Origin of the sequence: Klebsiella sp. PCX, assembly GCF_021869705.1 — a bacterium.
GTDB lineage: Bacteria > Pseudomonadota > Gammaproteobacteria > Enterobacterales > Enterobacteriaceae > Klebsiella > Klebsiella quasipneumoniae.
The window spans coordinates 1,504,993-1,520,168 of the sequence record NZ_CP091527.1 but is presented as its reverse complement, the minus strand read 5'-3'; the positions used below and the strand labels follow the sequence as shown (position 1 = coordinate 1,520,168).

At 56.4% G+C, this 15,176-nt stretch carries 13 protein-coding genes; 12 read left to right on the top strand and 1 reads right to left on the bottom strand.

Annotated features, from left to right (window positions below):
• Positions 1-66 precede the first annotated feature (66 nt).
• Together GQR96_RS07050 and GQR96_RS07045 are read left to right on the top strand one after the other, a co-directional pair.
• Positions 67-1,737: a ShlB/FhaC/HecB family hemolysin secretion/activation protein gene (locus GQR96_RS07050; RefSeq protein WP_065904983.1), complete on the top strand. Its 1,671-nt coding sequence runs from the start codon at positions 67-69 to the stop codon at positions 1,735-1,737.
• 67 nt (positions 1,738-1,804) lie between these two features.
• Complete coding sequence (locus GQR96_RS07045) at positions 1,805-3,598, top strand: filamentous hemagglutinin N-terminal domain-containing protein (RefSeq protein ID WP_004885894.1); 1,794 nt, start codon at positions 1,805-1,807, stop codon at positions 3,596-3,598.
• Between the two features lie 77 nt (positions 3,599-3,675).
• Here the strand turns inward: GQR96_RS07045 and GQR96_RS07040 are convergent, their stop codons facing one another.
• Complete coding sequence (locus GQR96_RS07040; protein ID WP_004885892.1) at positions 3,676-4,158, bottom strand: zinc ribbon-containing protein; 483 nt, start codon at positions 4,156-4,158, stop codon at positions 3,676-3,678.
• Between the two features lie 226 nt (positions 4,159-4,384).
• Here GQR96_RS07040 and leuS point away from each other — a divergent pair, with 226 nt between their 5' ends.
• The 10 genes from leuS (at position 4,385) to rlpA (ending at position 15,155) form a co-directional block, all read left to right on the top strand.
• Positions 4,385-6,967 (top strand): leucine--tRNA ligase, encoded by a 2,583-nt coding sequence (gene leuS / locus GQR96_RS07035; protein WP_065904984.1) that lies wholly within the window; start codon positions 4,385-4,387, stop codon positions 6,965-6,967.
• Between the two features lie 14 nt (positions 6,968-6,981).
• The gene (gene lptE / locus GQR96_RS07030) at positions 6,982-7,572 is read left to right on the top strand and encodes an LPS assembly lipoprotein LptE (protein WP_065878939.1); all 591 of its coding nucleotides are present in this window, start codon (positions 6,982-6,984) and stop codon (positions 7,570-7,572) included.
• The gene (holA, locus tag GQR96_RS07025) at positions 7,572-8,603 is read left to right on the top strand and encodes a DNA polymerase III subunit delta (protein ID WP_004885888.1); all 1,032 of its coding nucleotides are present in this window, start codon (positions 7,572-7,574) and stop codon (positions 8,601-8,603) included. Before lptE ends, holA begins: the two co-directional genes overlap by 1 nt.
• Positions 8,596-9,246: a nicotinate-nucleotide adenylyltransferase gene (gene nadD / locus GQR96_RS07020; RefSeq protein WP_023319968.1), complete on the top strand. Its 651-nt coding sequence runs from the start codon at positions 8,596-8,598 to the stop codon at positions 9,244-9,246. The genes holA and nadD overlap by 8 nt, the downstream gene beginning before the upstream one ends.
• Before the next feature lie 72 nt (positions 9,247-9,318).
• The gene (locus GQR96_RS07015) at positions 9,319-9,948 is read left to right on the top strand and encodes an adenosylcobalamin/alpha-ribazole phosphatase (RefSeq protein ID WP_065878937.1); all 630 of its coding nucleotides are present in this window, start codon (positions 9,319-9,321) and stop codon (positions 9,946-9,948) included.
• A gap of 223 nt (positions 9,949-10,171) precedes the next feature.
• Positions 10,172-10,489 (top strand): ribosome silencing factor, encoded by a 318-nt coding sequence (gene rsfS / locus GQR96_RS07010; RefSeq protein ID WP_002894623.1) that lies wholly within the window; start codon positions 10,172-10,174, stop codon positions 10,487-10,489.
• Between the two features lie 3 nt (positions 10,490-10,492).
• Entirely contained in the window at positions 10,493-10,960 is a 468-nt protein-coding gene (gene rlmH, locus GQR96_RS07005) for a 23S rRNA (pseudouridine(1915)-N(3))-methyltransferase RlmH (protein WP_002894620.1), read from the top strand.
• Between the two features lie 27 nt (positions 10,961-10,987).
• A complete protein-coding gene (gene mrdA / locus GQR96_RS07000) occupies positions 10,988-12,889 on the top strand; it encodes a peptidoglycan DD-transpeptidase MrdA (RefSeq protein ID WP_004885880.1) in 1,902 nt (633 codons plus the stop codon).
• The gene (mrdB, locus tag GQR96_RS06995; protein ID WP_004885876.1) at positions 12,889-14,001 is read left to right on the top strand and encodes a peptidoglycan glycosyltransferase MrdB; all 1,113 of its coding nucleotides are present in this window, start codon (positions 12,889-12,891) and stop codon (positions 13,999-14,001) included. The genes mrdA and mrdB overlap by 1 nt, the downstream gene beginning before the upstream one ends.
• Positions 14,002-14,012: 11 nt before the next feature.
• Complete coding sequence (rlpA, locus tag GQR96_RS06990) at positions 14,013-15,155, top strand: endolytic peptidoglycan transglycosylase RlpA (RefSeq protein WP_043521635.1); 1,143 nt, start codon at positions 14,013-14,015, stop codon at positions 15,153-15,155.
• The last annotated feature ends 21 nt before the right edge of the window (positions 15,156-15,176 follow it).

Here is a 15,176-nt window from a genome sequence, read left to right as displayed (position 1 = left end):
ATCATTTTGCCAGAGGTAATGGTATTGATGCGTCGCCGAACCAATGAAACAAATGGATATTGCTTCATGTTAATTCGATCTCGCTCGCTCACCGGGCTGCTGTTTATAACGCTGGCTGGCGCCTCTGCCGTCAGTGCTGCGCAATTGACCACCTCAGCTCATCAGACCGAGCAGGATAAAGCTCGCCAGGAGGCGCTGACCCCGCAGCAACAGGAGTTTCAGTCCTCACAACAGCGCGGGGCGCCGCAGGGTATCCACTTTCCTGAGGAAGCACATTGCAGATTAATCAATAAAGTCGACATCGATTCCGATAACCAGGCGCTCACCCGGAAATTACTGGCGAAAACCGCGCAGCAGGCACAGGGCCGCTGTCTGGGTAGCGAGGGTATACGCCTGCTGGCGTATAGGCTTCAAAACGAACTGATCGTGCAAGGCTATATCACCTCTCTGATTGATGTTCCCTCCCAGTCGCTGGAGCAAGGCATCCTCCGGCTGACACTGAAGTATGGCAAAGTGGGCGCTATCGACTATGCCGGCGGATCAGACATCACCCGTCTGTGGAATTCACTGCCCCTGTCTCCCGGCGCTATCCTGCGTTTAAGCGACCTTGAGCAGGGTATGGCCAATCTGCAGCGCCTGCCGGGTTCTACGGCGCATATGAAACTGCTGCCTGGCCAGCGCGAGGGGGAAAGCGATCTTCAGATCGCCCGCAGCCTGGAGAAAAAATGGCAGCTTGGCGCCTGGCTTGACGACGCCGGCAGCAAAGCCAGCGGCCGCTATCAGGCCGGTGGCGCCCTCTATCTCTATGATCTGACCACTCTTAACGACATTCTGTATATTTCCGGCGGGGGCGATATTGAATTCAACCAACACAATGACGGCAACCACAACGGTAGCCTGTACTACTCCATCCCCTTTGGCTACTGGTCACTGAGCGCCTACGGGGCATATAGTCAGTATCGCCAGCAGTTCAACGGCAACTGGTCAACGATGGATTATAAGAGCAAGAATCGTTACTACAGCGCCACGTTGAGCCGACTGCTCTCCCATACCCGCCAGCAAAAAACCACCGCCGACCTGCGAATTGCCAAGAGCACCTCGCACTATTACTTCGGCGGCAGCGAACTGCAGGTCATGCGCAAGCAAACGCCATCATGGGAGCTTACCCTCAACCATCAGCGCTATTTTAATAAAAAAATCGTCGACGCCAGCATTGGCATCCAGCGCAGCCTGCCGTGGCTCAGCTCAACGGCAACGCCGGAGGAGAAAGCCGGGATGTACAGCCCGCTGTCGCGGATCGTCCATGCGAACCTGCAGGCGATGATGAAATTTGACGCGGCTGGCGACGCATTTACCTGGGCGCCCCGATTGAGCGCGCAGTTCAGCCCGGACCCACTCTCCTCGGATAATAAATTCAATATTGGCAGCCGCTGGACCGTGCGCGGGTTCGACGGGGAAAACAGCCTGTCCGGCAATCAGGGATGGTACTGGCGCAATGATTTTATCTGGGATATCCCGACGCCTGACCGCCAATTTTATTTTGGTGTAGATATAGGTCGTATAACAGGAAACGAGCAAAACCAGAGGGGAAAAACGCTTTCTGGCGCAGTAAGCGGTATTCGTGGCTCGCTGCTCGCCACGCAGTATGACTTTTTCATGAGTACCCCTTTAATCAAACCCGTTCGTTTCCATAGCGATGCTCTTAACCTGGGCTTCTCATTACAATGGAGGTATTAACTTCAAAAATAACAAAAAACATAAGGCTTAAATTTCTTAACCACTCTTAATTAAAGGAATAAATATGATGTTCAAATTTAATTTAACTTATGTCGCACTCGCGGCAGCCCTTAGCTCATCGTTTGTCTATGCCGACCCAAACACATGGACGCACTCATCAGGCACAACCGTTGTTGATATTGAAAAACCTAACGCGGCTGGCGTATCTCACAATATGTACCGTGATTTTAACGTCGGCAGCAACGGGATGATTTTGAACAACAGCGGCGACGATCTTACCCATGACAAATTTGGCAATATTGCCAGGAATAATAATTTAACCAACGGCAGCGCATCCGTTATTCTCAATGAAGTGACCTCAAATAAGTCCAGTTCCCTCAACGGATTTATAGAAGTCGCGGGTCAAAAAGCCGATGTTATTATCGCTAACCCGAACGGTATCTCCTGCTCAGGCTGCAGCTTCATTAATACCAATTCAGCAGTATTAACGACCGGGCAGGTGAAACTTAACGATAACGGAGGGATCGGGTCCTATACCGTCAGTAAAGGCAAGATTACTATCGGCAAGAACGGTATGGATGCCACGAACAACTATGCCCTGCTGCTGGCGGAAACTATTGCTATCAATGGTACGCTCAGCGCTGCCAACGCTACATTAGGCGCAGGAAGTTTTACCTTTGATAACACAACACAAAAGATGACTTCCGCAGGTAAAACCCCAAGCGTTATGCAGATGCTATTTCCTGAATACAGTATCGACATTAGTAATCTTGGCGGAATTAAAGCTAATAGCATCAGTATGATGGGTAACGATTATGGTTTGGGCGTGCGTAATAAAGGAAGCATTGTTTCTAACAGCATGCTGTCGATGACCAGCAGCGGAGCATTGGTCAACGAAGGCTCAATCACCAGCAATGGTCTGCTCACGCAGATGACTTCGGCCGGCAGCTTTAAAAATACAGGGAGTATAGCAACAACCAATACGACTATAATTAACAGCTTACAGTCCCTGACTAACAATGGGGCTATTACGGGCACCAGGCAGCTGATGGTTAACTCCGCGGGGAATCTGGAGAATAACGGTACTATAAGAAGCAACACGGTGTTAAGCGTAACCACTAACGGGAATTTGAAGACATCATACGGCTCCTATCTGCTTTCCGACGACCAATTATTGTTAGGGGCTCTCGGAAATATCGAAAACGGCGGTTCTGCTCGCGCAAAAAATACCACTGTCTCTTTTAGCGGTGACTCGTTCAATGTGACAGGCAACATCTACGGAACAGAAACTCTCGCCATTCAGTCTATCAAAGACAGAGAGATTTCGTCTGGTGCGATAAGCAACTCAGGGACCATCAAAGGTGGTAATATTGCGATCCAAACAAAAGGGAGCATGGTATTTAATAGAGATAGCCAACTCCTTGTCACAGATAAACTGACAGCAGAGAGTAATAGTTTTAATAATAAAGGCGGTACGATTCGTGGCGATAAGGCAGTCATGAACTTTACTCATAGTGGAATGCAAAACAGCGGAGAAATCATTGGCGGAACTGTCAGTATCAATACTAAATCTGATTTCCTTAATGAATGGCTGATTCAATCTTTTGGTGACATGACCATTGATACCAACAAAAAAGGCAATATTATCAATCGCGAACTCATCCACGCTGACGGAACCATGACGTTAAATGCCAAACAGATTGTTAATGGCGGATATAAGTGCGGATTCCTGGGTATGATGACCTGTGAAAAAGGAACGCTCAGCGGCAATAAATTGATCGTCAACGCTTCGCATAACTACGCGAGTGAAATAGGTGGAAATCAGTACTTCAAGTCAACTGAAATCAACACGCTCAAATAATTGATAAAACACTAAAATTACAGCTACTGCTGGTGTCAACAGCGCCAGCAGTAGATCCCGAGTTTAGCGTTTACTCTTTATGGCTCAAAGGGCCGCCTTTGGAACTGGTCGTGACCACATTTTGGGCAACGCGGCAGTACGTCAGGCGTATACACCGGAAGGTGATAATGACATTTTTCACACACCAGGTTACCCAACCCCACCACTTCGCCGCTGTGATAGACACCGTGATGGTTGAGATCCTGAAACACCTCGCGCCACTCAAGCTGGGTTTTATCGGTAATATCCGCCAGTTCCTGCCAGAGACTCTCTTTGATCACCCGCATAAAGACGCTATCAGTCAGCTCATCCTGACTCTCTTCATAACTGAGGGCGAACTCTTCCAGATCGCGTCGAACAGCGCGGATCACATTGTTGATTTCGCTCTGCGTTAACTCGCCGGACTGGCTAATCTTGACCCTGGCCTGCTCCACCAGCGCATCAATATCACGTTCTCCATTGCGTAACCGCTCGCTGAGCGTCGACACCAGCTCTCGGTAGAACTGAGCAACCTTGTTCATCTTTTCGCCTCCGGTGTGGTTAACTTCTTCTTATGATAGCCGTTATCTGCGGATAGCTCTGCCAGCCAAGCCACAGAGTCGCGAAATATTCTCCACCGCTTTCCTCTCTGTAAATGTGTGAAAGGCTGTTTTGACGTTGGCGTTTGGGCTATGCTATGCCGATCTGAAATAACACATCCATTGGCTACATTTTGTAGCTGTATTGAAAACAGGACCACTGGCTGCCATGCAAGAGCAATACCGCCCGGAAGAGATAGAATCGAAAGTCCAGCTTCACTGGGACGAAAATCGTACATTTGAAGTAACTGAAGACGAGAGCAAAGAGAAGTATTACTGCCTGTCGATGCTTCCTTATCCTTCTGGTCGACTACACATGGGTCACGTGCGTAACTACACCATCGGCGACGTGATTGCCCGCTATCAGCGCATGCTGGGTAAAAACGTCCTGCAGCCAATTGGCTGGGATGCGTTCGGTCTGCCGGCGGAAGGGGCGGCGGTAAAAAACAACACCGCGCCAGCGCCGTGGACCTACGACAACATCGCCTACATGAAAAACCAGCTCAAAATGCTGGGCTTCGGCTATGACTGGAGCCGCGAGCTGGCAACCTGCACCCCGGAATACTACCGCTGGGAGCAGAAGTTCTTCGCTGAGCTGTATAAAAAAGGCCTGGTGTACAAAAAAACCTCCGCAGTGAACTGGTGCCCGAACGACCAGACCGTGCTGGCCAACGAGCAGGTTATCGACGGCTGCTGCTGGCGCTGCGACACCAAAGTCGAGCGTAAAGAGATCCCGCAGTGGTTTATTAAAATCACCGCCTACGCCGATGAGCTGCTGAACGATCTGGATAAGCTGGACCACTGGCCGGACACCGTGAAGACCATGCAGCGCAACTGGATCGGCCGTTCTGAAGGGGTGGAAATCTCCTTTGACGTCAATAACTACGCCGACAAGCTGACCGTCTATACCACCCGCCCGGACACCTTTATGGGCTGTACCTACCTGGCGGTCGCTGCGGGTCACCCGCTGGCGCAGCAGGCTGCGGCGAACAATCCGGCGCTGGCCACCTTCATCGACGAATGCCGCAACACCAAAGTGGCGGAAGCCGACATGGCGACGATGGAGAAAAAAGGCGTCGATACCGGCTTTAAAGCTATCCACCCGCTGACCGGTGAAGAAATTCCGGTATGGGCGGCTAACTTTGTGCTGATGGAGTACGGCACCGGCGCGGTGATGGCCGTTCCGGGCCACGACCAGCGCGACTACGAGTTCGCCAGCAAATACGGGCTGAACATCAAGCCGGTGATCCTCGCCACCGACGGCTCCGAGCCGGATCTTTCCCAGCAGGCGCTGACCGAGAAAGGCGTCCTGTTTAACTCCGGCGAATTCAGCGGCCTCGATTATGAAGCGGGCTTCAACGCTATTGCTGACAAACTGGCTGCCATGGGCGTAGGTGAGCGTAAAATTAACTACCGCCTGCGTGACTGGGGCGTATCCCGTCAGCGCTACTGGGGCGCGCCGATCCCGATGGTTACCCTGGAAGACGGCACCGTGCTGCCGACCCCGGAAGATCAGCTGCCGGTGATCCTGCCGGAAGACGTAGTCATGGACGGTATCACCAGCCCGATCAAAGCCGATCCTGAATGGGCCAAAACCACGGTTAACGGCCAGCCGGCGCTGCGCGAAACCGACACCTTTGACACCTTTATGGAATCCTCCTGGTACTATGCGCGCTACACCTGCCCGCAGTATCAGGAAGGGATGCTGGATTCGCAAGCGGCCAACTACTGGCTGCCGGTCGATATCTACATCGGCGGCATCGAACACGCGATCATGCACCTGCTCTACTTCCGCTTCTTCCACAAGCTGATGCGCGACGCGGGGATGGTCAACTCCGATGAGCCGGCGAAACAGCTGCTGTGCCAGGGCATGGTGCTGGCTGACGCCTTCTACTACGTAGGCGAAAACGGCGAACGTAACTGGGTCTCCCCGGTTGACGCCATCGTCGAACGTGACGAAAAAGGCCGCATCGTGAAAGCGAAAGACGCGGCGGGTCACGAGCTGGTGTACACCGGCATGAGCAAGATGTCCAAGTCGAAAAACAACGGCATCGATCCGCAGGTCATGGTTGAGCGCTACGGCGCGGATACTGTCCGTCTGTTCATGATGTTCGCATCCCCGGCGGATATGACCCTCGAGTGGCAGGAATCTGGCGTCGAAGGGGCGAACCGTTTCCTGAAACGCGTCTGGAAGCTGGTCTACGAACACACCACCAAAGGGGACGTTGCGGCCCTGAACGTGGCGGCGCTGAGTGAAGATCAGAAAGCGCTGCGTCGCGATATCCACAAAACTATCGCCAAAGTGACCGATGACATCGGCCGTCGTCAGACCTTCAACACCGCCATCGCGGCGATCATGGAGCTGATGAACAAGCTGGCGAAAGCGCCGCAAGAAGATGAGCAGGATCGCGCCCTGATGCAGGAAGCCCTGCTGGCGGTAGTGCGTATGCTCAACCCGTTCACCCCGCACGTCAGCTTCACCCTGTGGCGTGAGCTGAACGGCGAAGGTGATATCGACAACGCGCCGTGGCCGGTGGCGGATGAAAGCGCGATGGTGGAAGACAGCACCCTCGTCGTCGTCCAGGTCAACGGCAAAGTTCGTGGTAAAATTACCGTTGCGGTAGACGCAACTGAAGAGCAGGTCCGCGAGCGCGCCGGCCAGGAGCATCTGGTGGCGAAGTATCTCGACGGCAAAACCGTGCGTAAAGTGATTTACGTCCCGGGTAAACTGCTCAATCTGGTCGTTGGCTAAGCGCGGGAGGAAGCGTGCGATATCTGGTAACAATGTTGTTATCTCTGGCGGTGCTTGCCACCGCCGGCTGTGGCTGGCATCTGCGTAGCACTACCAAGGTGCCCTCCACCATGAAAACCATGATTTTCCAGTCGAGCGATCCGAATGGCCCATTAAGCCGCGCGGTGCGCAATCAGCTGCGTCTTAACGGCGTGGAACTGATCGACGCCAGCACGCTGCGTAAAGATGTCCCTTCTCTGCGCCTCGATGGTTCGTCGATTCAGAAAGATACGGCCTCGGTGTTCCAGGACGGTCGTACGGCGGAATATCAGATGGTCATGACCGTCCATGCCAGCGTTCTGATCCCGGGTCACGATATCTATCCGATAACCACTAAGGTCTATCGTTCGTTCTTTGATAACCCGCAGGCGGCGTTAGCCAAAGACGCCGAGCAGGATATGATTATCCAGGAAATGTACGATAAAGCGGCGGAACAGCTGATTCGTAAACTACCAAGCGTTCAGGTAGCGGATGTTGAAGCCACCCAGCAGGAAGAAAAACCGGTCGCGGGCAGCACCGCGCCGGCGTCCTCGGGTAACCGCGTCTCCACCACGCTGGGTCAATGATGATTCGGTTGTACCCGGAACAGCTCCGCGCGCAGCTCACTGAAGGGCTGCGCGCGGCCTATCTGCTGCTTGGCAACGATCCTTTGCTATTGCAGGAAAGCCAGGACGCTATTCGCGAAGCCGCTGCCGCACAAGGCTTTACCGAACACCATACCTTTTCTATCGACAACAGCACCGACTGGCAGGCGCTTTTCGCCTTAAGCCAGGCGATGAGCCTGTTTGCCAGCCGGCAAACCCTGTTGCTAATCCTGCCAGAGAATGGCCCCAACGCGGCGATCAACGAACAGCTGGCGACGCTGGTCGGTCTGCTGCACGACGACCTGCTGCTGATAGTTCGCGGTAGTAAGTTGACCAAAGCCCAGGAGAATGCCGCGTGGCTCACCGCGCTGGCGCAGCGCGCCGTCCAGGTCAGCTGCCAGACGCCGGAATACGCGCAGCTGCCGCGCTGGCTTGCCGCCCGGGCCAAACAGCATCAGCTGCAGCTCGACGACGCGGCCAGCCAGCTGCTGTGCTACTGTTACGAAGGCAATCTGCTGGCGCTGGCGCAGGCGCTGGAGCGTCTGGCGCTACTCTGGCCGGACGGTAAGCTGACGCTGCCCCGCGTTGAGCAGGCGGTGAACGATGCCGCGCACTTTACCCCTTACCATTGGGTCGATGCCCTACTGGCAGGCAAAAGTAAGCGCGTGTTGCACGTCCTGCAGCAGCTCCGTCTTGAAGGCTGCGAGCCGGCGATCCTGCTGCGTACGCTACAGCGGGAGCTGCTGCTGCTGGTGACCCTCAAGCGCCAGTCGGCACAGACGCCGCTGCGTTCGCTGTTTGATAAACATCGGGTCTGGCAAAACCGCCGTCAGTTGCTCAGCGACGCCCTCGCCCGACTGAGCGGCGAACAGCTTCGCCAGGCGGTGACTCTTCTGACCCGCGCGGAACTGACCTTTAAACAGGATTACGGGTACGACGTCTGGCCCGAACTGGAAAGTCTTTCGTTGTTGCTCTGCCACAAAGCCCTGGCGGACGTTTTTATTGATGGTTGATATGACTCACTTACAGGCAATCTATGGCGGCACCTTCGATCCGGTGCATTATGGTCACCTCAAGCCGGTCGAGATCCTGGCGAATCAGATTGGCCTGAGCAAGGTCATCATCATGCCTAATAACGTCCCGCCGCACCGTCCACAACCGGAAGCCACCAGCGCCCAGCGCGTGCACATGCTGAAGCTGGCGATTGCCGATAAGCCGCTGTTCACGCTCGATGAACGCGAACTGCAGCGCGATACCCCCTCCTGGACGGCGCAAACGCTGCAGGAGTGGCGCCAGGAGCAGGGGCCGCACAAGCCGCTGGCGTTTATCATTGGCCAGGATTCGCTGCTCACCTTTCCCACCTGGCACCGCTATGAAACCATCCTCGACAATGTCCACCTGATTGTCTGCCGCCGGCCGGGTTACCCACTGACCATGGCCCATGAGGCCGATCAGCGCTGGCTGGATCGCCATTTAACCCACGATGTGGAATCTCTGCATCGCCGCCCTTCCGGCGTGATCTACCTGGCTGAGACACCGTGGTTCGATATTTCGGCGACGATCATTCGCCAGCGCCTCGAGCGCGGCGAGTCCTGCGCCGAGATGCTGCCGGCCGCGGTGCTGGACTACATCCGCGAGCAGGGTCTCTATTGCTGACCCCGCGCTGGGCCTGACGCGAAAAAAGCGCTATGGTAACGCCACCTCTCCATCGCCCGTCAGAGCCTGTTCATGAAATTATGGTTAGTTCGCCATGGCGAAACCGAAGCCAACGTTGCCGGATTATACAGCGGCCATGCCCCAACGCCCCTGACGCCGCGAGGCGTCGCTCAGGCGCGAGCGCTCGGCGAACGGCTGCGCACGGTGCCTTTCGATAAAGTCTTCTGTAGCGAGCTGGCGCGGACCGGGACAACGGCCGATCTGCTGCTTGGCGATCGCGCTATCCCGCGCGAATGCCATGCCGCGCTCAATGAGATGTTTTTCGGCGACTGGGAGATGCGTCATCATCGCGACCTTCAACGAGAAGATGCGCAAAACTATGCCGCGTGGTGTGCTGACTGGCAGCACGCGGCCCCTACTAACGGCGAAAGCTTTCAGCGTTTTGCCCGCCGCGTCAGCGAGTTTATCCCCACGCTGACCGACTGCCGCCATCTTGACCATCTGCTGATCGTCGGCCATCAGGGCGTTCTGAGCCTGCTGACCGCCCTGCTGTTGCAGATGCCCGCCGCGGCGATGTGGCACTTTCCGATAGCCCATGGCGCCTGGAGCCTGCTCGAAATCCGCCACGATTTCACCACCCTGCGGGTATTAAATAGCCAGGCCGTCTGGCAGTCGGAAGAAGAATTCCCGCCGAACCATTGACAGGCCAGAGCAGGCTGCTATTCTCCGCTGCCAGGCAGCATCCGCCAAAGCCGCTTTGCAGAAAATTGTTTTACAAAAATGGCGATGCAATCCTCGGCGAGGGATGGGATGATACCCCGCCGCGAACGCCTGCCGACAGACATTTCACCCGACTTTTTCATCAGTTCAGGTATACTGTCAGGCTCTTTATGATTATCAATCTTCACGCACCCAGGGGGAACACTTGCAGGGTAAAGCACTCCAGGATTTTGTTATCGACAAAATTGATGACCTGAAAGGTCAGGACATCGTTGCCATTGATGTACATGGCAAATCCAGCATCACCGATTGCATGATTATCTGCACCGGCACCTCCACGCGTCATGTGATGTCCATCGCCGACCACGTGGTTCAGGAATCCCGCGCCGCCGGCATGCTGCCGCTGGGCGTTGAAGGGGAAGCCGCCGCCGACTGGATCGTCGTCGACCTCGGCGACGTGATGGTTCACGTCATGCAGGAAGAGAGCCGTCGTTTGTACGAGCTGGAAAAACTCTGGAGTTAATGCGTGAAGTTGCAGCTGGTGGCCGTTGGCACCAAAATGCCGGACTGGGTACAGACCGGCTTTAGCGAGTATCTGCGCCGTTTTCCCAAAGATATGCCGTTCGAACTGGTGGAGATCCCAGCCGGTAAGCGCGGCAAGAACGCTGATATCAAGCGCATCCTCGAAAAAGAGGGCGAGATGATGTTAGCCGCTGCCGGTAAAAACCGCATCGTGACCCTGGATATTCCGGGTAAACCATGGGATACGCCGCAGCTGGCGCGCGAACTGGAACGCTGGAAACAGGACGGGCGCGACGTCAGTTTGCTGGTCGGCGGCCCGGAAGGCCTCTCTCCAGCCTGTAAAGCAGCGGCGGAACAGAGTTGGTCGCTCTCCACCCTCACCTTACCTCACCCGCTGGTGCGCGTACTGGTGGCCGAGAGCCTGTATCGGGCGTGGAGCATTACCACCAACCATCCGTACCACCGTGAGTAATGATGATCAGGGTAGACTGAGCAGCGAATGAAATTACAGAATTCTTTCCGCGACTATACGGCTGAATCCTCGCTGTTCGTGCGCCGGGCGCTGGTCGCTTTTTTGGGGATTTTGCTGCTTACCGGCGTTCTGATCGCCAACCTGTACAATGTGCAAATCGTTCGCTTCGACGACTATCAGACGCGTTCGAACGAAAACCGCATCAAGCTGGTGCCGATCCCGCCGAGCCGCGGCATTATTTACGATCGTAACGGCACTCCGCTGGCGCTTAACCGCACCATTTATCAGCTGGAGATGATGCCGGAGAAAGTCGATAACGTGCAGCAAACGCTGGATGCGCTGCGCGACGTCGTCGATTTAACCGACGATGATATCGCCGGCTTCAAAAAGGAGCGCGCCCGCTCCCATCGCTTTACCTCGATTCCGGTAAAGGTCAACCTCAGCGAAGTGCAGGTGGCCCGCTTTGCCGTCAACCAGTACCGCTTTCCCGGCGTGGAAGTCAAAGGCTACAAGCGCCGTTACTATCCCTATAACTCGGCGCTGACGCACGTCATCGGCTACGTTTCGAAAATTAACGATAAAGACGTCGACCGCCTCGATAAAGAGGGCAAACTGGCCAACTACGCCTCGACCCACGACATCGGTAAGCTGGGTATTGAGCGTTATTACGAGGACGTCCTGCACGGTCAGACCGGCTACGAGGAGGTTGAAGTGAACAACCGCGGCCGCGTGATTCGTCAGCTCAAAGAGGTGCCGCCGCAGGCCGGACGCGACATCTACCTCACCCTTGACCTCAAGCTGCAGCAGTATATCGAAACGCTGCTGGCTGGTAGCCGCGCCGCAGTGGTGGTCACCGACCCGCGTACCGGCGCCATTCTGGCGCTGGTTTCGACGCCGAGCTACGACCCGAACCTGTTCGTCGACGGCATCTCCAGTAAAGATTACTCCGGCCTGCTCAACGATCCGAACACGCCGCTGGTCAACCGTGCGACGCAAGGGGTCTATCCGCCGGCATCGACGGTCAAACCGTACGTCGCCGTCTCGGCGCTGAGCGCCGGGGTGATCACCCGCAATACCAGCCTGTTTGACCCGGGCTGGTGGCAGCTGCCCGGCTCAGAAAAACGCTATCGTGACTGGAAAAAATGGGGCCACGGCCACCTGAACGTCACCAAAGCGCTTGAGGAGTCCGCGGATACCTATTTCTATCAGGTCGCCTATGACATGGGCATCGATCGCCTCGCGGAGTGGATGAGCAAGTTCGGCTACGGCCACTATACCGGTATCGACCTCGCCGAAGAGCGCTCGGGCAACATGCCGACCCGCGAATGGAAGCTCAAACGCTTTAAGAAACCCTGGTACCAGGGGGACACTATTCCGGTGGGCATCGGCCAGGGTTACTGGACTGCCACGCCGATCCAGATGAACAAAGCGCTGATGATCCTGATTAACGACGGGGTGGTGAAAGTGCCGCACCTGCTGCAAAGCACCGTGGAAGACGGCAAGCCCGTTCCGTGGGTCCAGCCTCATGAGCCGCCGGTAGGCGACATTCATTCCGGCTACTGGGAAATCGCCAAAGACGGCATGTTCGGCGTGGCCAACCGCGGCAACGGCACCGCGCACAAGTATTTCGCCAGCGCGCCGTATAAAATCGCGGCCAAGTCCGGTACCGCCCAGGTGTTTGGCCTGAAGGCCAACGAAACCTATAACGCGCACCGAATCTCTGAGCGTCTGCGTGACCATAAACTGATGACGGCGTTTGCGCCTTATAACAACCCGCAGGTTGCCGTGGCGATGATCCTGGAAAACGGCGGTGCCGGCCCGGCGGTCGGTACGATTATGCGCCAAATCCTCGATCACATCATGCTGGGCGATAACAACACCACGCTACCAAGCGAAAACCCGGCGGTGACCGCAGGGGAGGATCAATAATGACGGATAATCCGAACAAAAAATCGCTGTGGGATAAGATCCATCTTGACCCCACCATGGTGCTGATCCTGCTGGCGCTGCTGACCTACAGCGCACTGGTTATCTGGAGCGCCAGCGGTCAGGACGTCGGCATGATGGAGCGTAAAATCGGCCAGATCGCCATGGGCGTGGTGATCATGATCGTCATGGCGCAGATCCCGCCGCGGGTCTATGAAGGCTGGGCGCCCTACCTCTATATTTTCTGTATTATTCTGCTGGTGGCCGTCGACGCCTTCGGCGCCATCTCCAAAGGGGCACAGCGCTGGCTGGATCTCGGTATCGTCCGCTTTCAGCCGTCGGAGATTGCAAAAATTGCCGTGCCGCTGATGGTGGCGCGCTTTATTAACCGCGACGTCTGCCCCCCTTCGCTGAAGAACACCGGTATTGCCCTGGTGCTGATCTTTCTGCCGACGCTGCTGGTGGCGGCGCAGCCTGACCTCGGGACCTCGATTCTGATCGCCCTCTCCGGTCTGTTTGTGCTGTTCCTCTCCGGCCTCAGCTGGCGACTGATCGGCATTGCGGTGGTGCTGGTCGCCGCCTTTATCCCGATTTTGTGGTTCTTCCTGATGCACGACTATCAGCGCCAGCGCGTGATGATGCTGCTTGATCCGGAAACCGACCCGCTGGGCGCGGGGTATCATATTATTCAGTCTAAAATTGCCATTGGCTCTGGCGGTCTGCGCGGCAAAGGCTGGCTGCACGGCACCCAGTCGCAGCTGGAGTTCCTGCCGGAACGCCATACCGACTTTATCTTCGCCGTTCTCGCCGAAGAGCTGGGCCTGATTGGCGTGCTGATCCTGCTGGCGCTCTATATTCTGCTGATCATGCGCGGACTGTGGATCGCCGCTCAGGCGCAGACCACCTTTGGCCGGGTCATGGCCGGTGGTTTAATGTTGATTTTATTCGTTTATGTCTTCGTAAATATTGGTATGGTGAGTGGTATTTTACCGGTGGTGGGCGTACCGTTGCCGCTGGTGAGCTACGGGGGCTCCGCCCTGATCGTATTGATGGCCGGGTTTGGTATCGTGATGTCGATCCATACCCACAGAAAAATGTTGTCGAAAAGCGTTTAAAGGGGTTCGCAATGCGTAAGCAATGGCTGGGGATCTGCATAGCAGCGGGGCTGCTGGCGGCATGTTCGAGTGATGACGTGCAACAAAAGACGGTCAGTACTCCACAGCCGGCCGTCTGTAATGGCCCGACGGTTGAGATCAGCGGCGCCGATCCGCAGTATGAAACGCCGAACGCGACGGCGAATCAGGATTATGAGCGCGACGGTAAGCGCTACAAAATCGTCCAGGATCCGGCAAACTTTACTCAGGCCGGTTTCGCGGCGATCTATGACGCGGAACCCAACAGCAACCTGACCGCCAGCGGTGAAACCTTCGACCCGACGCAGTTGACCGCGGCGCACCCGACGCTGCCGATCCCGAGCTATGCGCGGATCACCAACCTCGCCAACGGGCGCATGATCGTCGTGCGGATTAACGATCGCGGTCCCTACGGCAACGATCGGGTTATCTCGCTCTCTCGCGCGTCCGCCGACCGCCTGAACACCTCGAACAACACCAAAGTGCGTATCGACCCCATCATCGTCGCGCCTGACGGTTCGCTTTCCGGCCCGGGAATGGCTTGTACCACCGTCGCCAAACAGACTTACGCTCTGCCCGCCCGTCCGAATCTGGACGGCGGTGACGCTGCTGGCATGAACCAGCCTGCGCCCACTGACGTTCGCCCGATCAGCAACAGCACGCTGAAGCCGGAAGATAGCGTTGGCGCTCCGGTGAACAGCGGCGGTTTCCTCGGCGCCCCGACGCCGCTGAACAGCGGCGTGCTGGAGAGCAGCGAACCCGCGGCCGCCACCGTGACCGCACCTGCCGCCGGCGCCACGCCAGCAGCGCCGGTGACCGCCCCCGGCTCCATCCAGGGTAGCGTCGCGCCCGCAGCGGCCGCAGCCGCCGGCGCCGTTGCCGCTTCCTCTTCCGCCACCTCCAGCGCCAGCGGTAACTTTGTCGTCCAGGTGGGCGCAGTGAGCGACCAGGCGCGGGCGCAGCAGTATCAGCAGCGTCTGAGCCAGCAGTTCTCTGTGCCAGGCCGGGTCATGCAAAACGGCGCGGTGTGGCGTATTCAGCTGGGACCATTTGCCGACAAGGCGCAGGCCAGCGCCGTTCAGCAGCGCCTGCAAAGCGAAGCGCAGCTGCAGTCCTTTATTACTCGCGCCAACTAAAGGCCGCGGGCAGCCCGTTCA

What these genes read in the sequence shown, in the direction of transcription:
- GQR96_RS07050 (WP_065904983.1), top strand. Translation starts at nt 67, where the DNA reads ATGTTAATTCGATCTCGCTCGCTCACCGGGCTGCTGTTTATAACGCTG.
- GQR96_RS07045 (WP_004885894.1), top strand. Translation starts at nt 1,805, where the DNA reads ATGTTCAAATTTAATTTAACTTATGTCGCACTCGCGGCAGCCCTTAGC.
- GQR96_RS07040 (WP_004885892.1), bottom strand. Translation starts at nt 4,158, where the DNA reads ATGAACAAGGTTGCTCAGTTCTACCGAGAGCTGGTGTCGACGCTCAGC.
- leuS (WP_065904984.1), top strand. Translation starts at nt 4,385, where the DNA reads ATGCAAGAGCAATACCGCCCGGAAGAGATAGAATCGAAAGTCCAGCTT.
- holA (WP_004885888.1), top strand. Translation starts at nt 7,572, where the DNA reads ATGATTCGGTTGTACCCGGAACAGCTCCGCGCGCAGCTCACTGAAGGG.
- nadD (WP_023319968.1), top strand. Translation starts at nt 8,596, where the DNA reads ATGGTTGATATGACTCACTTACAGGCAATCTATGGCGGCACCTTCGAT.
- GQR96_RS07015 (WP_065878937.1), top strand. Translation starts at nt 9,319, where the DNA reads ATGAAATTATGGTTAGTTCGCCATGGCGAAACCGAAGCCAACGTTGCC.
- mrdA (WP_004885880.1), top strand. Translation starts at nt 10,988, where the DNA reads ATGAAATTACAGAATTCTTTCCGCGACTATACGGCTGAATCCTCGCTG.
- mrdB (WP_004885876.1), top strand. Translation starts at nt 12,889, where the DNA reads ATGACGGATAATCCGAACAAAAAATCGCTGTGGGATAAGATCCATCTT.
- rlpA (WP_043521635.1), top strand. Translation starts at nt 14,013, where the DNA reads ATGCGTAAGCAATGGCTGGGGATCTGCATAGCAGCGGGGCTGCTGGCG.